This is a genomic window from Nocardia takedensis NBRC 100417, assembly GCF_000308695.1.
GTDB classification, from domain to species: domain Bacteria; phylum Actinomycetota; class Actinomycetes; order Mycobacteriales; family Mycobacteriaceae; genus Nocardia; species Nocardia takedensis.
Map to the genome: position 1 here is coordinate 11,627 of NZ_BAGG01000001.1, position 24,831 is coordinate 36,457.

General features: G+C 70.1%; 20 protein-coding genes and 1 tRNA gene. 7 read left to right on the plus strand and 14 right to left on the minus strand.

From position 1 onward, the window contains the following. Positions 1-84 precede the first annotated feature (84 nt). From ON30_RS00075 to ON30_RS00085, 3 genes are read left to right on the plus strand one after another with little or no spacing between them, the layout of a single operon-like run. Positions 85-729: an aminodeoxychorismate/anthranilate synthase component II gene (locus ON30_RS00075; protein ID WP_040703158.1), complete on the plus strand. Its 645-nt coding sequence runs from the start codon at positions 85-87 to the stop codon at positions 727-729. Then, complete coding sequence (locus ON30_RS00080) at positions 726-1,418, plus strand: RibD family protein (protein WP_040703160.1); 693 nt, start codon at positions 726-728, stop codon at positions 1,416-1,418. Before ON30_RS00075 ends, ON30_RS00080 begins: the two co-directional genes overlap by 4 nt. After that, positions 1,415-1,870: a deaminase gene (locus ON30_RS00085; RefSeq protein WP_040703162.1), complete on the plus strand. Its 456-nt coding sequence runs from the start codon at positions 1,415-1,417 to the stop codon at positions 1,868-1,870. Before ON30_RS00080 ends, ON30_RS00085 begins: the two co-directional genes overlap by 4 nt. Positions 1,871-1,892: 22 nt before the next feature. Here ON30_RS00085 and pknB read toward each other — a convergent pair whose 3' ends face one another. From pknB to ON30_RS00120, 7 genes are all read right to left on the minus strand, one after another. Then, positions 1,893-3,797, minus strand: a complete 1,905-nt coding sequence (gene pknB / locus ON30_RS00090) for a Stk1 family PASTA domain-containing Ser/Thr kinase (RefSeq protein ID WP_040703164.1) — start codon at positions 3,795-3,797, stop codon at positions 1,893-1,895. Next, positions 3,794-5,284: a protein kinase domain-containing protein gene (locus ON30_RS00095; RefSeq protein ID WP_040703166.1), complete on the minus strand. Its 1,491-nt coding sequence runs from the start codon at positions 5,282-5,284 to the stop codon at positions 3,794-3,796. Before ON30_RS00095 ends, pknB begins: the two co-directional genes overlap by 4 nt. Positions 5,285-5,318: 34 nt before the next feature. Beyond that, positions 5,319-6,782 (minus strand): peptidoglycan D,D-transpeptidase FtsI family protein, encoded by a 1,464-nt coding sequence (locus tag ON30_RS00100; RefSeq protein ID WP_040703168.1) that lies wholly within the window; start codon positions 6,780-6,782, stop codon positions 5,319-5,321. Next, positions 6,779-8,254, minus strand: coding sequence for an FtsW/RodA/SpoVE family cell cycle protein (locus ON30_RS00105; protein ID WP_040703171.1), 1,476 nt, complete (start codon positions 8,252-8,254; stop codon positions 6,779-6,781). The genes ON30_RS00100 and ON30_RS00105 overlap by 4 nt, the downstream gene beginning before the upstream one ends. After that, on the minus strand, positions 8,254-9,795 hold the full coding sequence (locus tag ON30_RS00110) for a PP2C family protein-serine/threonine phosphatase (protein ID WP_040703172.1): 1,542 nt from the start codon (positions 9,793-9,795) through the stop codon (positions 8,254-8,256). The genes ON30_RS00105 and ON30_RS00110 overlap by 1 nt, the downstream gene beginning before the upstream one ends. After that, positions 9,792-10,259 carry an FHA domain-containing protein FhaB/FipA gene (locus tag ON30_RS00115; RefSeq protein WP_040703173.1) on the minus strand — a complete coding sequence of 156 codons (468 nt, stop codon included), beginning with the start codon at positions 10,257-10,259 and terminating at the stop codon, positions 9,792-9,794. The genes ON30_RS00110 and ON30_RS00115 overlap by 4 nt, the downstream gene beginning before the upstream one ends. A 222-nt stretch (positions 10,260-10,481) precedes the next feature. Continuing rightward, on the minus strand, positions 10,482-11,942 hold the full coding sequence (locus ON30_RS00120) for an FHA domain-containing protein (protein WP_040703174.1): 1,461 nt from the start codon (positions 11,940-11,942) through the stop codon (positions 10,482-10,484). Positions 11,943-12,188: 246 nt separating this feature from the next. Here ON30_RS00120 and ON30_RS00125 point away from each other — a divergent pair. After that, positions 12,189-12,271, plus strand: a tRNA-Leu gene (locus ON30_RS00125). A gap of 164 nt (positions 12,272-12,435) precedes the next feature. Next, complete coding sequence (locus ON30_RS00130; protein ID WP_040703175.1) at positions 12,436-13,845, plus strand: hypothetical protein; 1,410 nt, start codon at positions 12,436-12,438, stop codon at positions 13,843-13,845. A gap of 352 nt (positions 13,846-14,197) precedes the next feature. Here the strand turns inward: ON30_RS00130 and ON30_RS00135 are convergent, their stop codons facing one another. Then, positions 14,198-14,881 (minus strand): TetR/AcrR family transcriptional regulator, encoded by a 684-nt coding sequence (locus ON30_RS00135; protein ID WP_040703176.1) that lies wholly within the window; start codon positions 14,879-14,881, stop codon positions 14,198-14,200. An 89-nt stretch (positions 14,882-14,970) separates the two neighbouring features. Between ON30_RS00135 and ON30_RS00140 the strand changes: the two genes are divergently transcribed. Continuing rightward, on the plus strand, positions 14,971-17,133 hold the full coding sequence (locus tag ON30_RS00140) for an MMPL family transporter (RefSeq protein ID WP_040703177.1): 2,163 nt from the start codon (positions 14,971-14,973) through the stop codon (positions 17,131-17,133). A gap of 750 nt (positions 17,134-17,883) precedes the next feature. Here ON30_RS00140 and ON30_RS00145 read toward each other — a convergent pair. Further along, positions 17,884-18,960, minus strand: a complete 1,077-nt coding sequence (locus ON30_RS00145) for a stage II sporulation protein M (protein ID WP_083911053.1) — start codon at positions 18,958-18,960, stop codon at positions 17,884-17,886. Between the two features lie 42 nt (positions 18,961-19,002). Between ON30_RS00145 and ON30_RS00150 the strand changes: the two genes are divergently transcribed. Beyond that, complete coding sequence (locus ON30_RS00150; RefSeq protein ID WP_040703179.1) at positions 19,003-19,776, plus strand: RDD family protein; 774 nt, start codon at positions 19,003-19,005, stop codon at positions 19,774-19,776. Between the two features lie 23 nt (positions 19,777-19,799). On the opposite strand, the gene ON30_RS00155 is transcribed toward ON30_RS00150, so the two are convergent. The 5 genes from ON30_RS00155 to ON30_RS00175 all read right to left on the minus strand — a co-directional run. After that, entirely contained in the window at positions 19,800-21,095 is a 1,296-nt protein-coding gene (locus ON30_RS00155; RefSeq protein ID WP_040703180.1) for a DUF58 domain-containing protein, read from the minus strand. Between the two features lie 2 nt (positions 21,096-21,097). Further along, positions 21,098-22,081: an AAA family ATPase gene (locus tag ON30_RS00160; protein ID WP_040703181.1), complete on the minus strand. Its 984-nt coding sequence runs from the start codon at positions 22,079-22,081 to the stop codon at positions 21,098-21,100. 37 nt (positions 22,082-22,118) lie between these two features. Beyond that, positions 22,119-23,162 (minus strand): DUF4129 domain-containing protein, encoded by a 1,044-nt coding sequence (locus ON30_RS00165; RefSeq protein ID WP_040703182.1) that lies wholly within the window; start codon positions 23,160-23,162, stop codon positions 22,119-22,121. Beyond that, complete coding sequence (locus ON30_RS00170) at positions 23,159-23,950, minus strand: hypothetical protein (protein ID WP_245553880.1); 792 nt, start codon at positions 23,948-23,950, stop codon at positions 23,159-23,161. Before ON30_RS00170 ends, ON30_RS00165 begins: the two co-directional genes overlap by 4 nt. A gap of 119 nt (positions 23,951-24,069) precedes the next feature. Beyond that, positions 24,070-24,831, minus strand: a 762-nt coding sequence (locus ON30_RS00175) for an adenylate/guanylate cyclase domain-containing protein (RefSeq protein WP_040703191.1), incomplete at its 5' end; no start/stop codon positions are given.

A 24,831-nucleotide genomic window follows, 5' to 3' on the forward strand; every position in this document is an offset into this window, starting at 1 on the left:
GGTTCGGCCCTCCGGTGTGCTACCAGGCTATCTCGAGTGGTAATGGATGCGACGGGGTGAGGGGTCGCCACGTAATCTCGAATCATGCGTGTACTGGTCGTCGACAACTACGACAGCTTCGTGTTCAACCTGGTGCAATATCTCGGCCAGTTGGGCGTCGACGCGGTGGTCCTGCGCAACGACGACAAGGGTCTGCTCGACGTGGACGCCGTCGTGGGGGACTACGACGGCATCCTGATCAGCCCCGGCCCCGGTTCGCCGGACCGCGCGGGCGTCAGCATCGACCTCGTGCACGCCTGCGCGCGCACCGCCACCCCGTTGCTGGGGGTGTGCCTGGGGCACCAGGCCATCGGCGAGGCGTTCGGCGGCACCGTCACCCGCGCGCCCGAACTGCTGCACGGCAAGACGAGCCTGGTCTACCACACCGGGTCCGGCGTGCTGGCCGGGCTGCCCGACCCGTTCACGGCCACCCGCTACCACTCGCTGACCGTCCTCGAGGAGACCATTCCCGAGGAGATCGAGGTCATCGGGCGCACCGAATCCGGCATCGTGATGGCGATGCGGCACCGCACCCTGCCGATCCATGGCGTGCAGTTCCATCCCGAATCGGTGCTCACCCAGGGCGGGCACCGGATGCTCGCGAACTGGCTCGAGGTCTGCGGGCGGCGTCCCGAGGAGGGGCTGGTGCAGGTGCTGGAATCGGAGGTCGCAGCCTTGGTGCTGCGGTGACCGCACGCCCGTACGTCCTGCTGTCGGTGGCGACGAGTCTGGACGGGTTCATCGACGACGCGTCCCCGCGCCGGCTGGTGCTCTCCGGTGCGGCGGATCTGGACCGGGTCGACGGGGTGCGCGCGGAGTCCGACGCGATCCTGATCGGCGCGGGCACGCTGCGCGCGGACGATCCCAGGCTGCTGGTGAACAGCGCCGAGCGGCGGGCGGCGCGGGTGGCGGCGGGTCTGCCGGAGTACCCGCTGCGGGTCGTCGTGTCCGGCGGCGGGGACCTGGACCCGCGACAGCGGTTGTTCCAGCACGGCGGTGACCGTCTCGTCTACACCACCGACGCGGGTGCGGCGCGACTCGGCGACCGACTGTCCGGCTTGGCCGACGTGGTCGCGTTGGGGCCCGCCGTGGATTTCGGCGCGCTGCTGGACGACCTGGGCCGTCGCGGCGTCCGGCGATTGATGGTCGAGGGCGGCACCGGCATCCACACCGCGTTCCTGGCCGCCGATCTGGCCGACGAACTGCACCTGGCGCTCGCCCCGCTCCTGGTCGGCGACGCCGACGCGCCGCGTTTCGTCGGGCCCGCCGCGTTCCCGGGTGGCAGCGCGCACCGGATGACACTGCTCGAGGTGCGCGCGGTCGAGGACGTGGTGGTGCTGCGCTACGCGCCGCGCGGTGCGAGGACGGAGGTCCGATGACAGCCGAGGACGCCGATCACGTCCACATGCGGGAGGCGATCGACCTGGCCCGCCGGTGTCCGCCGAGCGCCACGGCGTTCTCGGTGGGCGCGGTCGTCGTGGCCGACGGGGAGGTCATCGCGACCGGATACTCCCGCGAGACCGACGAGAAGGTGCACGCCGAGGAGTCCGCGTTGGACAAACTCGCCGCCGACGATCCCCGACTGGTCGGCGCCACGATCTACAGCACCCTGGAACCGTGCTCGCGGCGCGGCACGGCGACCAGGCTGCCGTGCACCGACCGGATCTTGGCCACCGGCATCGCCCGCGTCGTCATCGCCTGGCGGGAACCGGCGACTTTCGTGGACAACTGCGTCGGCGTGGAGAAACTGCGCGAGCACGGCCGCACGGTGGTGGAGTTGACCGACATGGCCGAGCAGGCCATGTCGATGAACCGTCACCTCGAACTCTGAACCCCGGGACTCACCCCGCACATCACGGCGGACCGAGCGGGAGCACCCCGATCGTGATGAGGATCGTGCCGCTCTTGGACACCGTGCTGCCCGCGGGGGGCTGCTGGGAGGTGATGCGGCCGACGTCGTTGGTGTTCAACGTCGTGACCGTGTTCTGCGCCAACTGACCGTTCCAGCCGAGCTGCCGCAATTCGGCCGCCGCCTGCGACGGCGTCTTGGACCGCAGGTCCGGCATGCTGATCTGGTCGCCGGAGGACACCCGCACGGTGACCGTGGACCCCTTGTCGGCGGCGGTGCCCGCGGGCGGATCGGTGCTGATCACCGTGCCCTTGGGCTGGGAGTTCTGCACTTCCTCGATGGTGATCTGGAAGCCCGCGCTCTTGGTCAGCGTGGATTCGGCCTGGTCGATGGACTGCCCGGCGACGTAGGGGATCGGCACCTGCTCGGGGCCGGAACCGATCGCGATGGTGACCTCGCCGCCCGCGTCGACCTTCTGCCCTTCGGACGGCGTCTGGGTGACGACCTTGTCCTTGTCGTCCTCGCTGGACGCCTCGCGGCGCACCTCCGGATTCATCCGCAGGCCCTTGGCGTTGAGTTCCTGTTCGGCCTGCTGCTGGGTCAGCCGCGCCAGGCGGGGCACCGGGATCTGCGCCGGACCGGTGGAGACCTGCAACGTGACGATGCTGGCCTCGTCCACCCGGGAACCGCCCAGCGGTTGGGTGGCGATCACATTGCCCTGGGCCACCTTGGAATCGGGCTTCTCCTGGATGGCGACCGAGAAACCGAGCCGCTCGAGTTCGCGCTGGGCGGTGGCGGCCGGTTTGTTCGCCAGATCGGGCACCGAGATCTGATCCGGTTTGCTACCCGGCCCGATCAACACCCAGAACAGCGTGAACACCACGGCCAGCGCGGCCGCCGCGGCCAAGGCCATGTAGGTGGTGCGGCGTTGGGCGCCCTCTTCGGGCGGGTCCTGTTCGGCGGTGTCGTCGCGGCGCTCCACGGTGCGGAAGGTGCGCGGCGCGGGCTCGTTCGAGCCGAAGACCGTGGTGCGGTCCTCCTCGGTCATCACCATCGGCGCGCTCGGCTTCTGACCGCCGAGCACCCGGATCAGATCGGCGCGCATCTCCGCCGCGGTCTGGTAGCGGTTGGCCGGATTCTTGCTCATCGCCTTGAGGACGACCGAATCCAGTTCGCGTGGCACACCCTGGTACACGTGCGACGGCAGGCGCGGGTCCTCGCGGACGTGCTGGTAGGCCACCGCGACCGGGGAATCACCGGTGAACGGCGGCTCCCCGGTGAGGATCTCGAACAGCACGCAGCCGACCGAGTACACATCCGAGCGCGCGTCGACCGTCTCGCCGCGCGCCTGCTCGGGCGAGAGGTACTGCGCGGTGCCGATGACGGCGGCGGTCTGGGTCATCGGGTTGGAACTGTCGGCGATGGCGCGGGCGATGCCGAAATCCATCACCTTCACCGCGCCGGCCCGGTTGATCATGATGTTGGCCGGCTTCATGTCGCGGTGTACGATGCCGGCGCGGTGGCTGAAATCCAGGGCGGCGCAGACGTCGGCGACGACCTCCATGGCCCGGCGCGGCGGCAGCGGTCCCTTGCCGCGCACGAGGTCGCGCAGGGTGTCGCCGTCGACGTATTCCATGACGATGTAGGGCAGCGGGCCGCCGTCGACCTCGGCCTCGCCGGTGTCGTACACCGCGACGATCGCCGGATGGTTCAGCGCCGCCGCGTTCTGCGCCTCGCGCTTGAAGCGCAGGTAGAACGTGGGGTCGCGGGCCAGGTCGGCGCGCAGCACCTTGATCGCGACATCGCGGCTGAGCCGGAGATCGCGGGCCTTGTGCACCTCCGACATCCCGCCGAATCCGATGATCTCGCCAAGCTCATAGCGCGAGGAGAGATTCTTCGGGGTCGTCATCGTTGTCCTTGCTCGGCAGAGTTGGGCGCACTGCGGGTGGCCGACGCGCCGCGCGCGCCCGGCCGTTCCTCGAACGGTAGATCCAGCGTCGGGAACAAGGTCCGGGTCGGCGGTTGGGTGGTGGTCTTGCTGGTCTTGGGCGTCGACGGCCCGAGACTGGTCGTGGTCGTCGTCGTGCTGGACGGCGGGGGCGGCGGCGGGACCTCGCTGGTCGTCGGCGCGGGTTCCTCGGTCGTCGGGGGCGGCGGCGGGGGAGCCTGCCGGGTGGTGGTCCGCTCCGGCTCTTCGGTGGTGGTCGGCGGCGGCGTGGTCGTGGAGGTGACCGTCGTCGCGGGCGTGCGCGTCGGGTTCGGGTTGGTGTCGCCGCCGAACAGCAGCCAGATGGCCGCGCCGCCGAGGATCACCGCGCCGACGCCGAGACCGGCCATCCACTTCTGGGTGTTGGTCCACCCGGTGTTGCCGCCGTGCGGCGGACCGCCCACCGCGCCGCGGTTCATCGCGGTCGACGGCGGGCCCATCGCGCCCGTCGCCGGACCGTAGCGGGTGTTCGGGTTCTCGCCCTGCGGGATGATCGCGGTCGGGCCGGGCGGGATCACCCTGGTCGCGCCCTCGGTCGCGGGACCGACGGCCCCGGCGCCCATCGGCATCGGCGGACGGTGACCGGCGCGCACCGCGGCGACCGCGTCGGCGAACTCGCCGCCGCTGGCGTAGCGGGCATGCGGGTCCTTGCCCATCGTGATCTCGATGAGTTCGCGCACGTTGGGGGGCAGGTCGGCGGGCATCGGCGGCGGGGTGTCGCGCACGTGCTTCATCGCGACCGTGATCGCGCCGTCGCCGCTGAAGGGCCGCTTGCCCGCGAGCACCTCGTAGCCGACGACGCCCAGGGAGTACACGTCACTGGCCGCGGTGGCGTCCTCGCCGACCGCTTGCTCGGGGGCGATGTATTGCGCGGTGCCCATCACCATGCCGGTCTTCGTGACCGGGGACGCGTCGACCGCCTTGGCGATGCCGAAGTCGGTGATCTTCACCTGGCCGGTCGGCGTCACCAGGATGTTGCCGGGTTTGACGTCGCGGTGCACCACGCCCGCGGCATGGGCGACCTCGAGCGCGCGGCCGGTCTGTTCGAGCAGGTCCAGGCCCTGCACCACCGACAACCTGCCCATCCGGCTGAGCACGGCGTTGAGCGGTTCGCCCTGCACCAACTCCATGACCAGGTAGGCCGTCTCGCCCGCGGACGGGTCGTAGGTCTCGCCGTAGTCGTAGATGCCGGCGATGCCGGAATGGTTCAGTTGCGCGGTGGTCTTCGCCTCGGTGCGGAACCGCTGGCGGAAGGTGGGGTCGGCCGAGAACTCGGCCTTGAGCACCTTGACGGCCACCCGGCGGTCGAGCCGGGTGTCGAGCGCTTCCCAGACCTGGCCCATGCCGCCCGTGGCGATGAGCCTCTGGAGGCGGTAGCGGTCCGCGATCATCGCACCGTTGTTCAGCATCGGGGCCCCCGTACCTCTCGGACGTTCATATCGTTCAGCCCCCCAGACCGGCGTCGAGGACGGCGCGGCCGATCGGTGCGGCCACCGAGCCACCGGTCGCCGCGAGCGCTCGATCGCCACCGTCCTCGACGAGCACGGCCAGGGCGATCTTCGGGTTCTGCGCGGGAGCGAAGGCGATGTACCACGCGTGCGGCGGGGTCGAACGCGGATTCTCGCCGTGCTCGGCGGTTCCGGTCTTGGACGCGATGGTGTAGCCGCCGCGTTCGCCGCCCGCGGTGTAACGCTCGGAGGCGACCATCATCGCGGTCAACTGCGAGGCGACCTGCGCGCTCACCGCCTGACCGACCGAGACGGGTTTGGTCCGGGACAATTCGCTCAGATCGGGTCCTTGCAACTGATCGACCAGGTACGGCTGCATCCGGACCCCGCCGTTGGCGACGGTCGCCGCGATGACGGCGTTGTCCAGCGGGGTGAGAGCCACATCGCGCTGGCCGATGCTGCTCTGGCCGAGCGCGGCGTTGTCGGTGATGGTGCCGACCGTACTCTCCGCCACCGGCATCGGAATACCCTCGTGGGGTCCGATGCCGAACGCGGCCGCCTCGTCCTTGAGCCGGGCCGAGCCGACCCGCAGACCCAATTCCACGAACGCGGTGTTGCAGGAGCGCCGGAACGCCTCGGTCAGCGAGGCCGTGGCCTCCGATCCGCACGAGGAGCCGTTGTAGTTCTCCAGCGTGGTCGTGGTGTCGGGCAGGGTGATGTTCGGCGCGGCGGTGAACTGGTCGTCGGGGGTGGCGACCCGGTTCGACAGCGCCGCGGCGGTGGTGATCACCTTGAACGTCGAGCCCGGCGGGTAGGTCTGGGAGATCGCGCGATTGAGCATCGGCTGATCGGGATCGCTGGTCAGGGCGTCCCACGCCTCGGTGGTGGACGCGCCGTCGTGCCCGACCAGTTGGTTGGGGTCGTAGCTCGGCGTGGAGACCATGGTCAGGATCTTGCCGGTACTCGGCTCGATCGCCACCACCGAACCGGTGTAGCCCTTGGCGGTCAACTGTTCGTAGGCGACCTGCTGCATCACCGGGTTGATGGTGGTCAGCACGTTGCCGCCGCGCGGATCGCGGCCGGAGACCATATCGATCAGCCGCGAACCGAACAACTGGCTGTCGGAACCGTTGAGCACCGAGTCCTCGGCGCGTTCGAGCCCGGTGCTGCCGTACTGGATCGAGTAGAAGCCGGTCGCCGGGGCGAAGGCCGCCGGATCGGTCGGGTAGGTGCGCAGGTACTTGTAGCGGTCCTCGGTGGCGACCGAACTGGCCAGCACCGTGCCGCCCGCGGAGATCTGGCCGCGCTGGCGGGCGTACTCGTCGAGCAGCACCCGCGAGTTGCGCGGATCGGTGCGGTAGTCGTCGGCCTTGATGACCTGGACGTAGGTGGCGTTGAGCAGCAGCGCGACGATCATCACCATCACCGCGACCGCGACCCGCCGTAGGGGAGTGTTCATTCCTGCGGCCTCGCTTCCCCGCGTCGCAGCAGTTCGGTCTGGGCTTCGGCGATGGGCGGGGCCGGTGTGTTCTTGCGCACCGGGGCGGGGGCGCGGGCGGCGTCGGAGACCTTGATCAGCAACGCCAGCAGCGCGTAGTTGGCCAGCAGCGAGGACCCGCCGTAGGAGATGAACGGCGTGGTCAGACCGGTCAGCGGGATCAGTTTCGTGACACCGCCGACCACGACGAACAACTGCACCGCGATCGTGAACGACAGCCCGGCGGCCAGCAGCTTGCCGAAGCTGTCGCGCACCGCGATGGCCGTGCGCAGGCCGCGGATCACCAGAACCATGAACAGGATCAGTACGGCGCTGAGCCCGATCAGGCCCAACTCCTCGCCGATGGTGGTGACGATGAAGTCGGTCTTGGCGAAGGGCACCGTGTTGGGCCGTCCGCTGCCGAGTCCGGTGCCCGCCAGGCCGCCGGTCGCGAAGCCGAACAGCGATTGCGAGATCTGGTAGCCGGTGTTGTTGTAGTCGGCGAACGGGTCGAGCCAGGTGTTGACGCGGACCCGCACGTGGCCGAACAGGTTGTAGGCGAAGACGAAACCGAGGGCGAGCAGTCCGCCGCCGATGATGAGCCAGCCGACCCGCTCGGTCGCGATGTAGAGCATCACCAGCACGGTGCCGAAGATCAGCAGCGAGGTGCCGAGGTCCTTCTCGAACACCAGCACGCCGATGCAGACGATCCACACCGCCAGGATCGGGCCGAGGTCGCGGGCGCGCGGGAACTCCATGCCGAGCATGTGTTTGCCCGCGGTGGTGAACAGGTCGCGCTTGGCGACGAGGACCGAGGCGAAGAAGATGATCAGCAGGATCTTGGCGAATTCGCCCGGCTGCACGCTGAATCCGGGCAGCCGGATCCAGATCTTCGCGCCGTTGGTCTCGGAGAACCGGCTCGGCAGCAGCGCCGGGATCATCAGCGCGACCAACCCGACCAGGCCCAGGGTGTAGCTGTAGCGGGCCAGGGTGCGGTAGTCGCGCAGCACGACCAGCACGCCGATGAACATCACCATGCCCAGGCCGGTCCACATGATCTGCTGGTTGGCGTCGGGGGAGGGGATCGCCACCGAGTTGAACTCGGCGTTCTGCGCAGCGCCCAGGTCGAGTCGGTGGATCAGCACCAGACCGAGACCGTTGAGCACGGCCACGATCGGCAGCAGCAGCGGGTCGGCGAAGGGCGCGAAGCGGCGCACCGCCAAGTGGGCGATGCCGAACAGGCCCAGGAACGCGAACCCGTACTTGGCGATGTCCCAGGTGATCGACTGTTCCTGACTGGCTTCGACCAGGAACAGCGACACCGTGGTGATCACCGCCGCGAACGCCAACAGCAGCAGTTCGGAGTTGCGCCGGGTGGAGGGCGGCGGCGCGGGAGCGAAACCGCCCGGGGGACTCGGGAATGCCCCGGCGGAAGGAGGTGCCGGTGCGGACATCAGTCCGTCACCCGGCAGTTCTCCCCCGCGATCTGGGGGTTCGGCGACGCGGTCGACGTCGGCGCGGTGGGCTCCACCTTCGTCGGTGTCTTGACGTCGGTACCCCTGGTGTCGTCCGGGTTGGGTGCCGGACTCGGTTCGGTGCTCGGCGGCGGCGTATCGGTGGGGGTGCCCGCGGGCTGCGCGGGATCACCGGGGACCACACCCGGCTGCGGGCCCGGCGGGGGCTGCGGAGCGGGGGTGGGCGTCGGCGTCGGCTGGACCTGCTGCTTGGGCTGGCAGGCGGGCAGCAGTTCCTGCTTGGCCAGCAGGCGCATCTGCTCCTCGGCCTTGCCCAGCGAACCGGGCGGCAGGCCCTTGGTGACCTGGTCGCGTCCGGTCTGCTTGAGATCGTCCACCCTCAGCGGTTTGCAGGAGGCGGGCGGTTCGGTGCCGACCTTCAGGATCGTCAGATCGCCCGCCTTGTTCACGCAACCGATGGTGTCGACCTCGTGGATCGAGTAGCCGAGCACCGAGCCCGGCAGTCCGCGCAGGATCACGACCTGGCCGCCGTCCGCGCCGACGTAGTAGTTGTTGCGGATCATCTTGTAGCCCACCAGCAGTCCGACGCCGATGGCGATGATCAGGCCGACCGCGAGCAGGATCCACCGCAGTTTGTGGGACTTGCCCGGCGCGGGGGGTTCCGGTGTCGGCGCCGCCCTACGGGGCGGAGTCGCTCGTGGGGGGCGCATCGCCGCCGCCCGGCCCGCCGCGGTGTTCGGCGGCGGAGTGTCCTCGTCCTGACCGGAGGCCGCGCCCGCCACGATGGGATGGCTCTGGCCGTAGTCGAGATCGATGACGTCGGCGACGACGACGGTGACGTTGTCCGGGCCACCGCTGCGCAACGCGAGTTCGATGAGACGATCGGCACATTCGTCGGTGGTGCCCTCGCGCATGGTGTTGGCGATGGTCTCGTCGCTGACCACGTCGGAGAGTCCGTCCGAGCACAGCAGATACCGGTCACCGGCGCGGGCCTCGCGCATGATGAGTGTGGGATCGATCTCGTTGCCGGTCAGCGCGCGCATGATCAGCGAGCGCTGCGGATGGGTGTGCGCCTGCTCCGGGGTGATCCTGCCCTCGTCCACCAGCGACTGCACGAACGTGTCGTCCCTGGTGATCTGGGCCAGCTCGCCGCCGCGCAACAGGTAGGCGCGCGAGTCGCCGATGTGCACGAGCCCGAGTTTCTTGCCCGCGAACAGGATCGCGGTGAGCGTGGTGCCCATCCCGTCGAGTTCGGGTTCTTCCTCGACCTGATCGGCGATCGCGGCATTGCCCTCACGGGTGGCCGAGTCGAGTTTGCCGAGCAGATCGTCGCCCGGTTCGTCGTCGTCGAGGTGGGCCAGGGCGGCGATCATCAGCTGCGAGGCGACCTCGCCCGCCGCGTGCCCGCCCATGCCGTCGGCCAGCGCGAGCAACCGTGCTCCCGCGTAGACCGAATCCTCGTTGTTACCCCGGACAAGACCTCTGTCGCTGCGCGCTGCGTAGCGGAGAACAAGTGTCACGATCGCAGCTCGATCACTGTTTTGCCGACACGAACAGGGGTGCCGAGCGGAACACGGACGGCGGTCGTCACCTTCGCGCGATCGAGGTACGTACCGTTGGTGGAACCCAGATCCTCGACGTACCAGTCGTCACCGCGTGGGGACAGTCGCGCATGCCTGGTCGAGGCGTAGTCATCGGTGAGCACCAGCGTGGAATCGTCCGCACGCCCGATCAGCACCGGCTGGGTGCTGAGCGTTATGCGGGTGCCGGCGAGTGAACCTTGAGTCACCACAAGATATTTGGCGCCCTTCTGGCCTCGGCTGAAGGAAGGCAGCACCGCGGAACCGCGTGCGGCCCTGGGCTGTATCCGAACGCCGGATGCCGCGTAGATGTCGCTGCGCAAGGTACGCATCACCGCCCACACGAACAGCCACAAGAGCAGCAGGAACCCCGCGCGGGTCAGTTGCAGGATCAGTCCCTGCACGGCGTTCCACCTCCTGTTCGACCGTGTGTCCGTCGGTGCCGTCGGTGCGGTTCGACCCACCCCGCGAGCTGCCTGCCTCGCGCGGCACCGGTGGGGTGCCGTGCGCGTTGGCAGCATCATAGGGCCGTCGGACGATTTCGATCACGATAAGGCCGCAGAACCCCGGGTTGCCATGTGGGGACGCGTCATGCCGTGATCCGCATCGCGAGCGAGCTTACGGGATCAGACGATACGGATCAGGATCTCGGAATGTCCGGCGCGGATGACATCGCCGTCGGCGAGCTGCCAATCCTGGACGGGCGACCCGTTGACCAGGGTGCCGTTGGTGGAACCGAGGTCCGACAGCATGGCCGTCTGGCCGTCCCACCTGACCTCGATGTGGCGGCGCGAGACACCGGTGTCGGGCAGGCGGAAGTGCGCGTCCTGGCCGCGGCCGATGATGTTGCTGCCCTCCCGTAGCTGGTACGTGCGGCCGCTGCCGTCGTCGAGCTGGAGGGTGGCCGAGAATCCCGAACCGGCCTGCGCGCCCGCAGCGTAGCCGCCGGGCGAGGTGTAGCCGGGCTGGGCCCCGTAGCCGGGCTGTTGCGAGTACGCCTGGCCGTAGCCCTGCTGCTCGTCGGGGCCGTACGGGCTCTGCTCGGGATAACCCTGGTCACCGTAGCCGGATTCGGCGTAGCCCTGCTGCCCGTAGCTCTGCTGGCCGTAGCCCTGCTGCCCGTAGCCGGGATCGCCGTAGCCCTGGTCGCCGTATCCGCCCTGCTGGCCGTAGCCGCCTTGGCCGTAGCCCTGCTGGCCGTAGCCCTGGTCGCCGTAGCCGGGCTCCTGGTAGCCGGGCTGCTGGCCGTAGCCCTGTTCGCCATAGCCTTGCTGGCCGGGCTGGCCGCCGCCGTAGCCGCGTTCACCACCACCGCCCCCGTACCCGCCAGGTTGTTGGGGTTGTTGGCCGTAGTTCTGGTCCTGATACGCCTGTTGGCCGTACTGGCCGCCGTGACCGCCCTGCTGGTAGTCGTAGCCGTTCTGGTAATCGCCGTACCCCTGCTGCGACTCCGGAGCCTGGTAGTCGGCGCCACCGCCGTATCCCGCGCCGCCCGCGCCGCCGCGCGCGTACTCGTCGTGGTACGCCCCGTTCTGGGGACCGGGCCGCCCCGCCGGCGGCGGCGCGTACCCGCGGCTGCGTGGATCGGACTCCGCGGGCTCACGGCTCGGGTCGTAGCCAGAGTTCTGCGTCATGGGGCCAGCTCCTGGTTGCGGGTTAGCGGGTCGTTGTGGCGGGGGTTCGGGGCTGCGAGCCTGGGGTGCTCTGCGGCTCGCGTCGGGATCGACGCTGCCGCTCGTCCTGAACTGTCCGGTGTGCAGCGTAGGTGATGCCTGGAACGCTACGTGTACTTCGCCGTAGGTCTGCCACCCTTGATCGCGGATGTAGTCCTGGAGATGTTTGGCGAACGCGCGGGTCGTGAGCTCGTGATCGGCGTCCAGTTGTTCGTGGTCGGAAGTATTGATGGTTATCACATAGCTGTTCGGAGCCAGCAGGTGCCCGCCGCCCACATCCTGGACGTGGTCCGCGGCCTCCTGCTGGAGCGCGGCCTCCACTTCCCTGGGTACGACGCTGCCGCCGAAGGCGCGGGCGAACGCGTCGTCGACGGTGCCTCGCAGGCGACGCTCGAAACGGTCGACGATGCCCATTCCGGCCTCCCTTCGGTGAGCGTCTCCGTGAGCCTCTACTCGTTCATAACAACGACACACGCGCATGGCGTGTCGCGTACCGACCACGTTCCTTGCATGATATCCACGATCGTCCACACCTGTAACTCCCGGAAACCCCCGGTGGTTCCCGGTGTCGCGAACGGGTTCGGCCGGCCCCCTGTCCGGGCCGGTCAGGGGGCGATTTCGTAAACCGCGCGCCCCCGTGATACCTTCATCCAGTCGCTCGGGCGAGTGGCGGAATGGCAGACGCGCTGGCTTCAGGTGCCAGTGTCCTTCGGGACGTGGGGGTTCAAGTCCCCCTTCGCCCACAATACCGACGAAAGGTCCGTACCGCGCAGGTACGGACCTTTCGTCGTCTTCGGGTCGGATACTCGGCGGGCCGTGGAATGGACGACCGTCCAGGTCGGTACCCCGGGACGCGAGGTGTCGGCTTAGCCTGGAGCCGCCCCAGTCGCCGATCGAAGGGCCGCCCATGCGCACCCCGTTGGTTCTGTTCGCGGCCTGCGCCGTGGCGCTCGCCTCCGCCGGCCCGGCAGGCGCTGCCCCCACCCTCGGCCCCCTGGCCACGCCCAACCCGCACCTCGGGCCGGTCGGGACCGCGACCATGCACGGCGACGCCGGGTCCTCCGACGCGACGCCGTTGCCCGGACCGGGCACGGACGCGCCCGCCGTCACCGTCTATCCGTTGGCTTCGGCGTGCCCCACGGTGTTGCAGGGCGCCGACGGAATGGTGGTGGCGCTGTGCACTTCGATCGCGGGCCGGACGCCGACCGTGCATCTGCTCGACCCGGACGCGCCGGGCCCGGTCGGCGGTTCGCTCGCCGCGCTCGAACTGGTGCGCGGCAGTCTGCTCGGCGGCGTGTACGCCTACCTGGACGACGCGGATCGCCTCGTGGTGGTCGACGGCGACCGGGCGCTGCTGCGCGTCGGACACGCCAGGGCGGCCGACGGTCGGTGGCGGTTGGCGGTAGACAGCAGGACCGATCTGTCCGGCGCGATTCCCGCGGGCGACAACGTGACCGGTCTGGTGGCGGACTGGTCCGGGAACGTCTGGTTCGCGACCGGCGCGGGCGTGGTCGGGACGGTCTCGCCCGCCGGTGTGGTGTCGACGGTGGCTTTGCCCGCGGGGGAGCGGGTCGCCAACAGCATCTCCGCGGCTCCCGGTGACCGGGTCGCTGTCGCTAGCACCCACGCGCTCTACGAGTTCCGGGCCGATCCGGCGGGTCCGCGGCAGTTGTGGCGGGCCGCCTACGAACGCGGGTCGGCGCGCAAGCCGGGGCAGTTGAGTTGGGGAACCGGTTCCACGCCCACCTATTTCGGGCCATGGACCGGCGCGGACTACGTGACGATCGTGGACAACGCCGACGACCGGGTGCGGGTGCTGGTGTTCCGCTCCGGCAGCGGCGATCCCGTGTGTTCGTCGCCGGTGCTGGCCGAAGGGGGTGCGGGCAGCGAGAATTCGCCGATCGGTGTGGGGCGGTCGGTGTTCCTCGCCGGCACCTACGGCTACCCGTATCCCACGGTGCCCGACGACGCCGGTCCGGCGCTCCCGCCCTCGGCGCCCTTCACCGGCGGTATGACCCGCGTGGACGTGGGCGACTCGGGGTGCCACACGGTGTGGGAGAGCGCGGTGCGCAGCGTGGTGGTGCCGCACGTGTCGACGGCCGACGGACTGCTCTACACCGTCGCCAGGGTGGGGCCGTCGGCGACGACTCCCTTGGACGGTTTCGCGCTCGCGGTGCTCGATCCGGCGACCGGCGCGGAGGTGGCGCGGCATCCGATTCCGGGCACGGTCGACGATCCGTTGCAGATGTCGGCGTTGATCTCGACCGGCGGACGGATGTGGCAGGGCACGGTGACGGGCATTCTGCGGCTCGGCTGACAGGCGTTGCTCGGCCTGTGGATATCCGGGGTACTTCTGTGGATAACTTTTGCACCGCCGCCTGTCGGACGGCGATTCACGGGTAGCTCGGGTGCTGCGGAGGGGAAACCGGTGCGGATCGCGGAGGTCGACGCGCCGGGTGCGCCGACTCGAAGCCTTCATACATATAGCCAGGTAGAGGCTGTTTTCTCGGTGCTAGAAGGCGGGTGGAATCGCGCTCAGCGCGTGGTTTCGGGCGGCCGAGCGTGTTGGCGAGCGACCGCGTCGCGACTCTCATCCTCGACTGGAGGGTTATGCACAGGACATGCGCATAGCCTGTGCGTATCGCGGGGAACCCGGGCGTGTCGTGGGTCTACCGGCCGGCCTGTGGACCGGTCGCCAAGCCGCGTCGGACCAGTTCCAGGGTCTGCTCGATGAGGGTTGCGCGGGCCGCGTCGTCGACCTTGCCGAGCGCGCCGTCCACGAGGAGCGCCGCCAAGCCGTGCACGGCCGACCACGCGCCGATCTCGGCGTCCGCGCGATCGGTCGGATCGGTGTAGCCCTCCGCGACCAGTCCGTCCAGGATCTCCGAGAGCACCAGGTACGCGGGTGCGTCGATGTGCCCCTTGTCGTCCGGATGCTCGGCGGCGTGGGACTCCGGGACGCAGAACGCGGTGCGGAAGAGTCCGGGTTCGCGCAGCGCGAAGGTGATGTAGCCCTGGCCCGCCGCCGAGAGTCGGTCCACCCCCGCGGCCTCGGGCGGCAGCGCCGTCAGTGCTTCCTGGATCGCCTCGAACAGACTGCTCTGGGCCTGGTGGTGGGCGGCGACGAGCAGTTCTTCGTGATTGCCGAAATGGCGGTAGGCGGCGGTCGGCGTCACCCCGACGGTGCGGGCGGCGGCGCGGACGGTGACCGCTTCGGGGCCGCCGGTCTCGGCGAGGCCCGCGGCGGCGCGGATCAGCGCGTTGCGCAGGTCGCCGTGGTGATACGAGCGGCCGCGGGTCGGCGCCGACGCGGTGGTGGGCGCTTGCTCGGGGGAGGTTCGCGATTTCGCCATCTCTTCGATGTTGACACCCGCACACATCGCATGGCAAGTTGACACCCATAAAGTTTACAGGCGACAACATCCCGACCGGGAGGCCCGACATGTTCGAACGACTCGGCACCTTCGTAGTGCGCCGAGCTCGCTGGTTACTGGTGCTCAGCGTGATCGCGCTCATCGCGGGAGGCGCCTTCGGCGTCACCGCGTTCGCCAAGATGCAGGCGGGCGGCCAGGAGGACCCCGCCGCCGAATCCAGCCGCGCGGCGGCACAACTGGTCAGCGAGTTCGGCTCCGATACCGACTACATCTTCCTCGTCAGCGCCGAGCAGGGCGTCGTGGACGGACCGGCCGCCGAGGTCGGGCGCGAACTGAGCCGCGCGCTGGCCGCCGACGCCCGACTCACCAACGTGGTCTCGTTCTGGGACACCGGATCACCCGCGATGCGCTCGACCGACGGCACCGCCGCGGTGGTCCTGGCGGGCAACACCGAGACCGATCCCGCGAAGAAGGACGCGATCGCCGCGGAGGTGATCGAGCAGTACCGGTCCGACGGTCCGGTCGCGCAGGTGCGCATCGGCGGGTTCGCCGCCACCTTCGAGGCCGTCGGCACGCAGATCGGCAAGGATCTCGCGCTGGCCGAGGGGATCGCGGTCCCGCTCATCCTCGCGCTGCTGGTCCTGGCCTTCGGCAATGTGGTGGCCGCGCTGCTGACCACGGTGGTCGGCGGAATCGCGATCCTGGGCACCTTCACCGAACTGTCCATCCTCGGCTCGCTCACCGACGTCTCCATCTACGCGGTCAACCTGACCACCGCGCTCGGTCTCGGACTGGCCGTCGACTACGGACTGCTGATGTTGAGCAGATACCGGGAACGCCGCGCGGACGGCGTCGAACCGGGCGACGCGGTCGCGGCGGCGGTGGCGACCGCGGGCAAGACCATCGTGTTCAGCGCGGCCACGGTGGCCGCGGCGCTGTCCTCGCTGGTGATCTTCCCGCAGTATTTCCTGCGCTCGTTCGCCTACGCGGGCACCGGCGTGGTGGTCGTGGCCGCGCTCGCCGCCGTCGTCACGCTGCCCGCGCTGATCGCGGTGCTCGGCAACCGCGCCGACGCGTGGAAGGTGCCGGGGGTGAAGGGCATTCGCGGGGAGTCCTCGCGGTTCTGGTCCGGGGTGGCCGGATTCGCGATGCGCCGCCCCGCCCTGGCCGGTATCCCCGTGGTGGTGTTGCTGCTGCTGGCGGCGGTGCCGCTGCTCGGCGTCCGCTTCGGCACCCCCGACGACCGGGTACTGCCGACGACCTCCGAGGCGCGCCAGGTCGGTGACGAGTTGCGCACCGGATTCGGGGGCGGCGAGGCGAACACGCTCTCCATCGTCACCACCTCCGGGGTGGCGGCCGGTCCGCTGGCCGACTACGCGGCGGCCCTCTCGCGCGTCGAGCACGTCGCCCAGGTCGACTCCAGCGCGGGCACTTTCGCCGCCGGGCAGCGGCAGGCCACCTCGCCCGCCGACCTGCGCTTCGCACGGCCCGAGGCCCAGCGGTTGACGGTGCATACCGCGTTGGACCGTGATTCGGCCGAGGCGCGGGATCTGGTGGACCGGGTCCGCGACGTGCCCGCGCCGTCCGGGACCGCCGCCCTGGTCGGCGGGCAGGTCGCGGAACTGCGCGACAGTCTGACCTCGATCGGCGACCGGTTGCCGTTGGCGATCGGCTGGATCCTGCTGACCACCTTCGCGCTGCTGTTCCTGTTCACCGGCAGCATCGTGCAGCCACTGCGCGCGCTGGTGTCGAATGTGCTGAGTCTGGCGGCGACGCTGGGGTTGATGGTGTTCATCTTCCAGGACGGTCACCTGTCGGGGCTGCTCGGATTCACGCCCGCGCCGCTGGACGTGTCGATGCTGTTGCTGTTGTTCTGCATCACCTTCGGGTTGTCCATGGACTACGAGGTGTTCGTGATCAGCCGGATCAAGGAACTGCACGATCAGGGGGTGCCGTCGGTGCGGGCGGTCACCGAGGGGCTCGGGCGCACCGGCCGATTGGTGACCACGGCGGCGGCGCTGATCTCGATCAGCTTCCTCGCCTTCGTCACCAGCGATGTGCGGTTCATCCAGTTCTTCGGGCTCGGTGCGGGTCTGGCGATCCTGATCGACGCGACGTTGGTGCGCGGGGTGCTTGTGCCGGTGGCCATGCGGCTGCTGGGCGGTGCGGCGTGGTTCGCCCCGCGTCCGCTGCGGCTGGTGCACGCGCGGTTGGGGCTGGCCGAAGCCTGATCGGTTCCCGGGTGAATCGGTCGTTCCGCGAGGGCGGACCCGCTTGTTCGGGTCCGCCCTTTCGCGTTCGCACAGTGCCGAGTACTGCGGTATCGCCTGTTCTCGCCGCGGTATTCACGAGTGAGGCGCAGATCACACCACGGATTTTCGGTTGCCGTCGCTGTGCTGAATCGGTACCTGGCGGTACTCGGGAACGCGGTTAGGTGCGGCTGGTTATCTCCCTGTTTGACCTGATGTACATGCGTCAAGCCCCTGTGATGAGAGTCGCACGTCTGGATATTTACCCCATTAACAAACCTGAGGTCTCTTTCTGGTGGTCCAACCTCCAGCAACCACGGGTTCGGCCATCGAATCTCCAGCTAGGGGCGATGTGAGGGTTGCATACCGAATGTCACGACCGGTCCTTGGCAACCCACTCGAGGGCTGTCGCGGCCCCTACCTGCTACGAGTGGTTCGGGGTAGTTGAGTGGTCCGTTCGGGGTGATGGAACGGTACCCGCGGAGGGGTTCGAAATCAGCCACGGGTTAGCTGCGGGAGTGAAACAACCCTGTGTCACCAAGGTTTGCTGACCGGCTTCCTTATACCGACGACACGGCCGAGCAGGGTTGCGCGCCCATAACGATTGTGTAGAGTCGACGGTAACGCTGACCGCAGCTGAGCTCGACTCGCTGCGGTCAGCGGAACTCAAATGGGGGAGTTCTTCACCGATCCGTTACCCGGCGTAGCCACCGATTGTCCGGGCGGTTTCCATCATCGTGTGCTCACAGTTGTCTGCTTGAGCTGTGAGGGTTCTCCCGCTGCGACCGCAACGGCATTCGCCGCCGCGACGCCCGGCAACTCCGGACGGCTTTCGGGATCGAACGGCAACGCCCGGGCCAGATCCTGCTCCACGACGGCGCGCCTGCCCAACACGAACACGTAGCCGAGGAAGGCCACCTCGGCGACCGCCCCGATCATGATCCGCACCGCGGCGGGCAGGGGACTCGGTGTCACGAAGCCCTCCAGCAGGCCCGAGACGAACAGCACCACCACCAGGCCCATCGCGATCGTCGCCGTGGCCCGGCCTTGGCGCGCCACCGCCGCCAACCTGCTCAGCCCGCCGGGGTCCACCAGCGTCCAGCCGAGCTTGATCCCCGCGCCGCCCGCCACGAAAACCGCCGTCAACTCCAGGATTCCGTGCGGCAGGATGAAACCGAAGAAGGCGTCCAGACGCCCCGCCTCGGCCATCAGTCCCGCGGTGATGCCGACGTTGACCGCGTTCATGAACATCATGTAGACGGCGGGCAGGATCAACACGCCCGTGAACAGCGCCACCGCCGAGACCCAGGCGTTGTTGGTCCACACCTGCGCGGCGAACGCGTCGTTGGGATGTTCGGTGTAGTAGGTCTCGAACGATCCGCCCGGCGCGGTCACATCGCGGTTGTCGGCCGGAATGCCGAACAGGTCGCGCGCGGTCCCCGACCCCGGCACCCACGCCGCCAAGAAGGTCGCGACCGCCAGGAACAGTGCGCCGGTCGAGGCCCACCACGGCCAGGACCGGTAGACCGCCGCCGGGAAGACGTGGGTGAAGAACCGGCCGATCTGCGCCCACGCGTCGGATTTCGTGCCCAGCACGCGCACGCGCGCGCGAGTCAGGATCGCGCTCAACCCCGCGATCAACTGCGGGTCCGGACTGTGCGACTGCAGCCGCGCCAACTGCTGGGAGGTGCGCCGGTAGAGCACCAGCATCTCGTCGGCCTCGGCGCCGGTCAGCCTGCGCCGCTTGGCCAGATGATCGAGCCGCTCCCACGACCGGCGGTGTGCCAAGCTGTAAGCGTCCACGTCCATTCGGTTGCCTCCCTAACCGCCGGTCGAAAGAATGCTATCGAGATGGCCGAATTCACCACCGGCGAAGCGGTCGCCCTCGAACTCGCGATCGCGCGCGTGCCGACCCGGGCCACCGCCTTCGTCCTCGATCTGATGGTCCAGACCGGACTCGCGATCGGCCTGATCTTCCTGCTGACGGTCACGCTGCCCGCGGATCTGGACTCCGCGTGGCACGACGCGATCATCCTGGCCACCCTCGTCGCGATCCTGGTGGGCTATCCGGTCACCATCGAGACCCTCAGCCGCGGTCGCAGCGTCGGCAAGTTCGCGCTCGGCCTGCGCGTGGTGCGCGCCGACGGCGGTCCCGTCGATTTCCGGCACGCGCTGACCCGCGGCCTGGCGGGCGCGATCGTCGACTTCTGGGTGTTCGGCAGTTTCGGCGCGGTCGCGGTCATCACCTCGATGTGCTCGGCCGACGCGCGCCGCGTCGGCGACGTCCTCGCGGGCACCGTCGTGGTGCACGCGCAGGCCCCGCTGCCCGCGCCCGCGCTCGTCGTCCCGCCGCCGTGGCTGGTCGGTTGGGCGACCAGCACCGATCTGTCCGGCATCCCGGAGGATCTGGCACTGGCGACGCGGCAGTTCCTGACCCGCGTGCGCACCCTGACCCCCGCCGCGCAGGCCGCTATCGGCGGCGCGCTCGTCACGGCCGTGTGCGCGCGGATGCGGGTCGCGCCCCCGGCGGGCTATCCGCCCGTGCAGATCCTGGGGGCGGTGGTCGCCGAACGGCAGCGGCGCGCCCTGACCCCGAGTTCGGCGGGACTGGTGCGCACCGGCTGATCCGGTCCGCCCGCGGGTGCGGCTCACATCGTGCCGGACTGCTTCAGTTCCAGGTACTCGTCGGCCAGCGCCTCGGCGAGGTGGTCGGGGCCTGCCGCGATCACCGCGACACCCCTGCGCCGCAACGCCTCCTGCACCAGCGCGCGTTCGGCCAGCACGGATTCCGCGGCCGCCGCCCGGTACAGGTCGGGCAGCCGTTCCCGGCGAGCGGCCGCCGCCACGATCTCCGGGTCGGTGGCCGAGACGATCAGCACCCGGTGGCGCTGGGCGAGGGTCGGCAGGACCGGCAGCAGGTTCTCCTCGACCGCCGCGCCGTCGAGTGTGGTGAACCACACGACCAGACAGCGGCGACGCGCCCGTTGCAGCACCGCGCGGACCAGGCCCGCGCTGTCGGTGTCGACCAGCGCCGGCGTCACACCGGCCAACGCGTGCATCAGACCCAGTTGCAAGCGGTTGCCCGAGATCCCGCGCACCTCCGTGCGCACCTCGCGGTCGAAGGCCAGCAGATCCACCGAATCGCCCGCCGCGGCGGCGATCCCGCCCAGCAGCAACGCCGCCTCGATACTCGCGTCGAGGCGGGTGCCCGCCCCGACCCGGCCCGCGCTGGAACGCCCGGTGTCCAACACCATCAGGACGTTGCGGTTGCGTTCGGGCCGCCAGGTGCGCACCAGGACGTCGGTGGCGCGGGCGGTGGCCCGCCAGTCGATCGAGCGCACGTCGTCACCGGCGACGTATTCGCGGAAGGAGTCGAATTCGCTGCCCTGCCCGCGGGTGTTGGCGATGTTGCGGCCCTCGAGATGTTGCAGTCGCCGGACCTTCGAGCGCAGCAGGCGTTCGCTGCGGAACGCGGGCAGCGCCCGCACCCTGGCGGGTACGCGCTGTCTGCTCTGGCGGCCCGCCAGACCCAGCGGACCCAGCAGACGCACCGTGACCGGGCCTGCCTGTCGGTCGCCGCGGTAGGCCGGGGTCAGCGTCGTGCGCAGCCGCACCCGGGTGTTGGGCGCGGAATCGAGTCGGTGCGCGTGCGTGTCCGCGCGGGCGCTGCGCGGCCAGTCGTCCCACAGGTAGCCGCGCGCGACCCGCGAGCCCGTGTTGACCACCGTCAACTCGACCTCGGTGTCGTGGCCGAGGCGCACGACAGTCAGCGCCGACCGCGACAGCGTGAGATCGGACCCGCGCGCCGCCGAACCCACGTCGAACAGCACGGCGACGCCCAGCAGCGCGGTGACCACGAGCACCCCGAACCAGGTGGGCCACACCGCGGCCACCACGAGCGCGCCCGCCGCGGCGACGGCGACCAGTCGACCGGTGACGACCACCGCTACACCGGGACCGGGACCGACAGCAGCAGCGAGGACATGACGCCCTCGGTGGTCACCCCGTCCAGTTCGGCCTCCGGCTTGAGGTGCAACCGGTGCCGCAGCACCGCGGTCGCGACGAATTTCACGTCGTCGGGGGTGACGAACCCGCGGCCGTTGAGCCAGGCGAACGCCCGCGCGGCCGACATCAGCGCCGTCGCGCCGCGGGTGGAGGCGCCGTGCTGCACGGCGGGGGAACTGCGGGTGGCCCGGCACAGGTCGACGATGTAGGCCAGCACTTCGGGGCTGATCACCACGTGGGCCAGCGCCGCGCGGGCCGCGGCGATGTGCGCGGGACCGGCCACCGGACGCAGCCCGGCCGCGGTCAGATCGCGCGGGTCGAACCCGGCGGCGTGGCGTTGCAGGATGCGGAATTCGTCGTCGCGGCCGGGCAACCGGATGTCGACCTTGAACAGGAAGCGATCCAACTGGGCTTCGGGCAGCGGGTAGGTGCCCTCCTGCTCGATCGGGTTCTGGGTGGCGATCACCACGAACGGATCGGGCAGCGGTTGCGGTTTGCCGTCCACCGAGACCTGCCGCTCCTCCATCGATTCCAGCAGTGAGGACTGGGTTTTCGGCGGGGTGCGGTTGATCTCGTCGGCGAGCAGCAGATTGGTGAACACCGGACCGTGCCGGAAGGTGAACTCGGCCGAGTGCGGGTCGTAGATCTGCGATCCGGTGACATCGCCCGGCATCAGGTCGGGGGTGAACTGGACGCGGGTGTGCTCGATGTCCAGGGCGGTGGCCAGCGCGCGCACCAGCAGCGTCTTGGCCACGCCGGGAACGCCTTCGAGCAGCACGTGGCCCCGGCACAGCAGCGCCAGCACCAGGTACATGACCGCGTTGTCGTTGCCGACCACCGCTTTGCCGATCTCGGCGCGCAGCGCGCCGAATGCCGCGGCCGCCTCCTCGGCGGTCGGGATGCGTTCGGTGTCGGTCTGGGTCATCGGGCCCTCCTGTGTGTCCCGTTCGGAGCGTGGGTGCTCATCCGCGCGCTTGGATCCCTTCGAGTCGGGAGGCCACCTGTCGCAGGGTGGCGGTGTCGGGCACCGGTCCGAACAGCGCCGCGCCGATGACGGCGGGGTCGCCGCCGGTGCGCTGCGCGATGGCGGTGACGAGTTGGTCCGGTCCGGCGTCGGCGGGCACGCCCAGCGACGGCCGCAGGCGGCGCAGCGTGGTGGCGCGCAGTTTCGCCGCGACGTATTCCGGGTCGCGGGCGCGGCGGTAGAGCCCCGCCTGACCGTCGAGCAGTTCGTTGGCGGCGACCTCGACCGGGCGCGGTTCGCCGACCAGCGCGCCGCGCCGCCGGGCCCGCCACCACACCAGCAGCGCGCCCGCGATGAGGAATTGCAGTCCGCCGAAGGCCAGCGGCGCGGGCAGGCGCTCGAAGATCGAGTCCTGGCCGGGGCCGAAATCGATGTCGGGGCGGTCGTAGTCGGTGTTCGGATCGCCGGGGGGCGGCAGCGGCGGTTTCGGCGGGGGCGGTGGCGCGTCGGGCGCGTTGATCGTCTGGATGACCACCCACACCAGCAGCGCGAGGACGACGACACCCAGCAGGATCGCCCAGAACCGCGGATTGCCGAGGGCGGTGGGCAGGGCGAGCTTGCGTCGGCGTCGGCTCGGCACGGCCTCCGCGTCGACCACGGTCGCCTCGACCGGTTCGCGTCCCGGCGGCGGCGCGGAGCGCGAGTAGCGGTCGGCGTACTCGAGGCGGCGGTATTCATCCTCGGTGGCGCGTCGCCCGCCGTAGACGACTTCGTCGAAACTGCGCGCGGCCGGACGCAGGTCGGCGGTGGCGTCGTGCGGCAGCGCGGCGGACGCGTCGTCGGCGGTCTCGTCGGCGGTGCGCGAGCGGCGGACCTCGAGGACGCCGCCTTGTTCCAGGCCGCGCAGCACGGCGCGGAAGCGTTCACGCAGCGCGCGGTCGAAATCGCGGCGCTGGGCGGCGTTCTCGGCGGCGTCGCGATGGTCGGAGGCGGCCCCGAGGCGCGGCTGCGGTGGCGCGTCGGTCGAATGCGGCTCGTTCACCGGACCTCCGGAACCCTGATGTCGAAACCTTCGCGCCTGCACCGCAGGTCGACGTAGGCGACCACCCGGGAACTGGCCTCCACGACCTCGCCGAAGATCACCAGCAGCAGGGCGGCCGAGGTGAGCAGCGCGATCAACGGCCAGCGATGCGTGCCGGTGATGTCGCTGACGAACCACGGCACCCCGAGCAGCGGCACCGCGAGCAGGGTGAACAGCGCGCGCTGAGCCATCCACAGGCCGGCGAGCGACCACGTCTTCCCCGAGACGAGCAGTTTCGCCCGTCCCGCCGCCGCGCCGTGGCCGAGGTGTTCGGCGACGATCACCGGCACGGTGACCCAGCGGCCCGCCCGCAGATAGCCCAGCCAGGGCAGCACCAGGGGAGCGGTGACGATCAGCACCAGGCACAGGGCCGTCACCGCGACACCGACCAGGGTGAACAGCAGTTGGAAGATCAGCAGCGGCAAGGCGCGGGCCGCGAACGTCGACAGGGCCGCGCGCACCCCGATACGCCTGCCCGAGATCGTGGCCAGCCCCAGCGCGACGGTCGTGCCCCGCAGGACGTAGCGCAGCAGCCACGCGCAGACGATCGTGCACAGCACCGCCGACCACGCGGTGGCCGAGTCGGCGCCGTCGTTCAGTTCGGCGATGCTCGCCGTCAGCACCAGCACCACCGTCTCGGCCACGACGAGCGCGCCGAGCCCGAGGCCCAGCAGCGCCTTGATGTTGGCCTGGATGACCGCGAACGGCAGATCGAGCAGTTCACGGAAGGTGAGCGGGCGTATCGGCACCGTCGATCCAGGGGTGGGTGGTACCGGATTCTCTCCCGCCCCGACGGCACCCGCCTCGACGGCTGGCAACACCCGGCCGAGTCTAGAGCGTGTCCTGCGGGTAGGCGGGGTATCCCAGCTCAGGCGCGGCGGGGACGCGCCAGGCGGGTCGCGCTGACCCGCCCGCGCAACGTCACCGATTCGCCCGGCACCCAGTGGGCGGCCTCGGTCGACGCCGCGGCGGCCACGGTGTCGGCGGAGGCCAACACCAAGCCGTCGTCCTGCTTGGCGAGTTCGCACAATCGCGCGGCTTCGTTGACCGGGTCGCCGATGACGGTGAACTCGTAGCGCTGGTGCGCGCCCACGTTGCCCGCGACCACCCGTCCCGCCGCGACCCCCAGGGCGGCGGTGAAATCGGAGGCCGTGGCCAGTCGGGTGTGGATGGCGCGGGCGCAGGCCAGCGCCGCGCCCGGGGCGTCGGGCAGCGGGGTGGGGGTGCCGAAGATGCACAGCGCCGCGTCGCCCTCGAATTTGTTGACCAGCCCGCCGTGCCGTTCCACCTCGTCGACGACGACGCCGAAGAACCGGTTGAGCATGTCCACGATCTCGGTCGCCGGGCGACTGGCGGCCATCCGGGTCGAGCCGATGATGTCGATGAACAGCGCGGCCGCCTCGGTCTCGCCGCCGCCGAGCACCGGATCGGCGGCCAGCGCGGCGTCGGCGACATCCTGGCCGACGTGGCGGCCGAACAGATCGCGGATCTGTTCGCGTTCGCGCAGTCCGGCGACCATCCGGTTGAACCCGCTCTGGAGTTCGCCGAGTTCGGTGCCGTCGTAGACGTTGACCTCGATGTCCAGATCGCCGGTCTCCACGTGCCGCAGCGCGGTGCGCACCCCGCGGAT

Excerpts from the sequence above, each read along its gene's own strand:
- ON30_RS00075 (WP_040703158.1), top strand. The coding sequence starts at position 85 with ATGCGTGTACTGGTCGTCGACAACTACGACAGCTTCGTGTTCAACCTG.
- ON30_RS00085 (WP_040703162.1), top strand. The coding sequence starts at position 1,415 with ATGACAGCCGAGGACGCCGATCACGTCCACATGCGGGAGGCGATCGAC.
- pknB (WP_040703164.1), bottom strand. The coding sequence starts at position 3,797 with ATGACGACCCCGAAGAATCTCTCCTCGCGCTATGAGCTTGGCGAGATC.
- ON30_RS00095 (WP_040703166.1), bottom strand. The coding sequence starts at position 5,284 with ATGCTGAACAACGGTGCGATGATCGCGGACCGCTACCGCCTCCAGAGG.
- ON30_RS00100 (WP_040703168.1), bottom strand. The coding sequence starts at position 6,782 with ATGAACACTCCCCTACGGCGGGTCGCGGTCGCGGTGATGGTGATGATC.
- ON30_RS00105 (WP_040703171.1), bottom strand. The coding sequence starts at position 8,254 with ATGTCCGCACCGGCACCTCCTTCCGCCGGGGCATTCCCGAGTCCCCCG.
- ON30_RS00120 (WP_040703174.1), bottom strand. The coding sequence starts at position 11,942 with ATGGGCATCGTCGACCGTTTCGAGCGTCGCCTGCGAGGCACCGTCGAC.
- ON30_RS00130 (WP_040703175.1), top strand. The coding sequence starts at position 12,436 with ATGCGCACCCCGTTGGTTCTGTTCGCGGCCTGCGCCGTGGCGCTCGCC.
- ON30_RS00135 (WP_040703176.1), bottom strand. The coding sequence starts at position 14,881 with ATGGCGAAATCGCGAACCTCCCCCGAGCAAGCGCCCACCACCGCGTCG.
- ON30_RS00140 (WP_040703177.1), top strand. The coding sequence starts at position 14,971 with ATGTTCGAACGACTCGGCACCTTCGTAGTGCGCCGAGCTCGCTGGTTA.
- ON30_RS00145 (WP_083911053.1), bottom strand. The coding sequence starts at position 18,960 with ATGGACGTGGACGCTTACAGCTTGGCACACCGCCGGTCGTGGGAGCGG.
- ON30_RS00150 (WP_040703179.1), top strand. The coding sequence starts at position 19,003 with ATGGCCGAATTCACCACCGGCGAAGCGGTCGCCCTCGAACTCGCGATC.
- ON30_RS00160 (WP_040703181.1), bottom strand. The coding sequence starts at position 22,081 with ATGACCCAGACCGACACCGAACGCATCCCGACCGCCGAGGAGGCGGCC.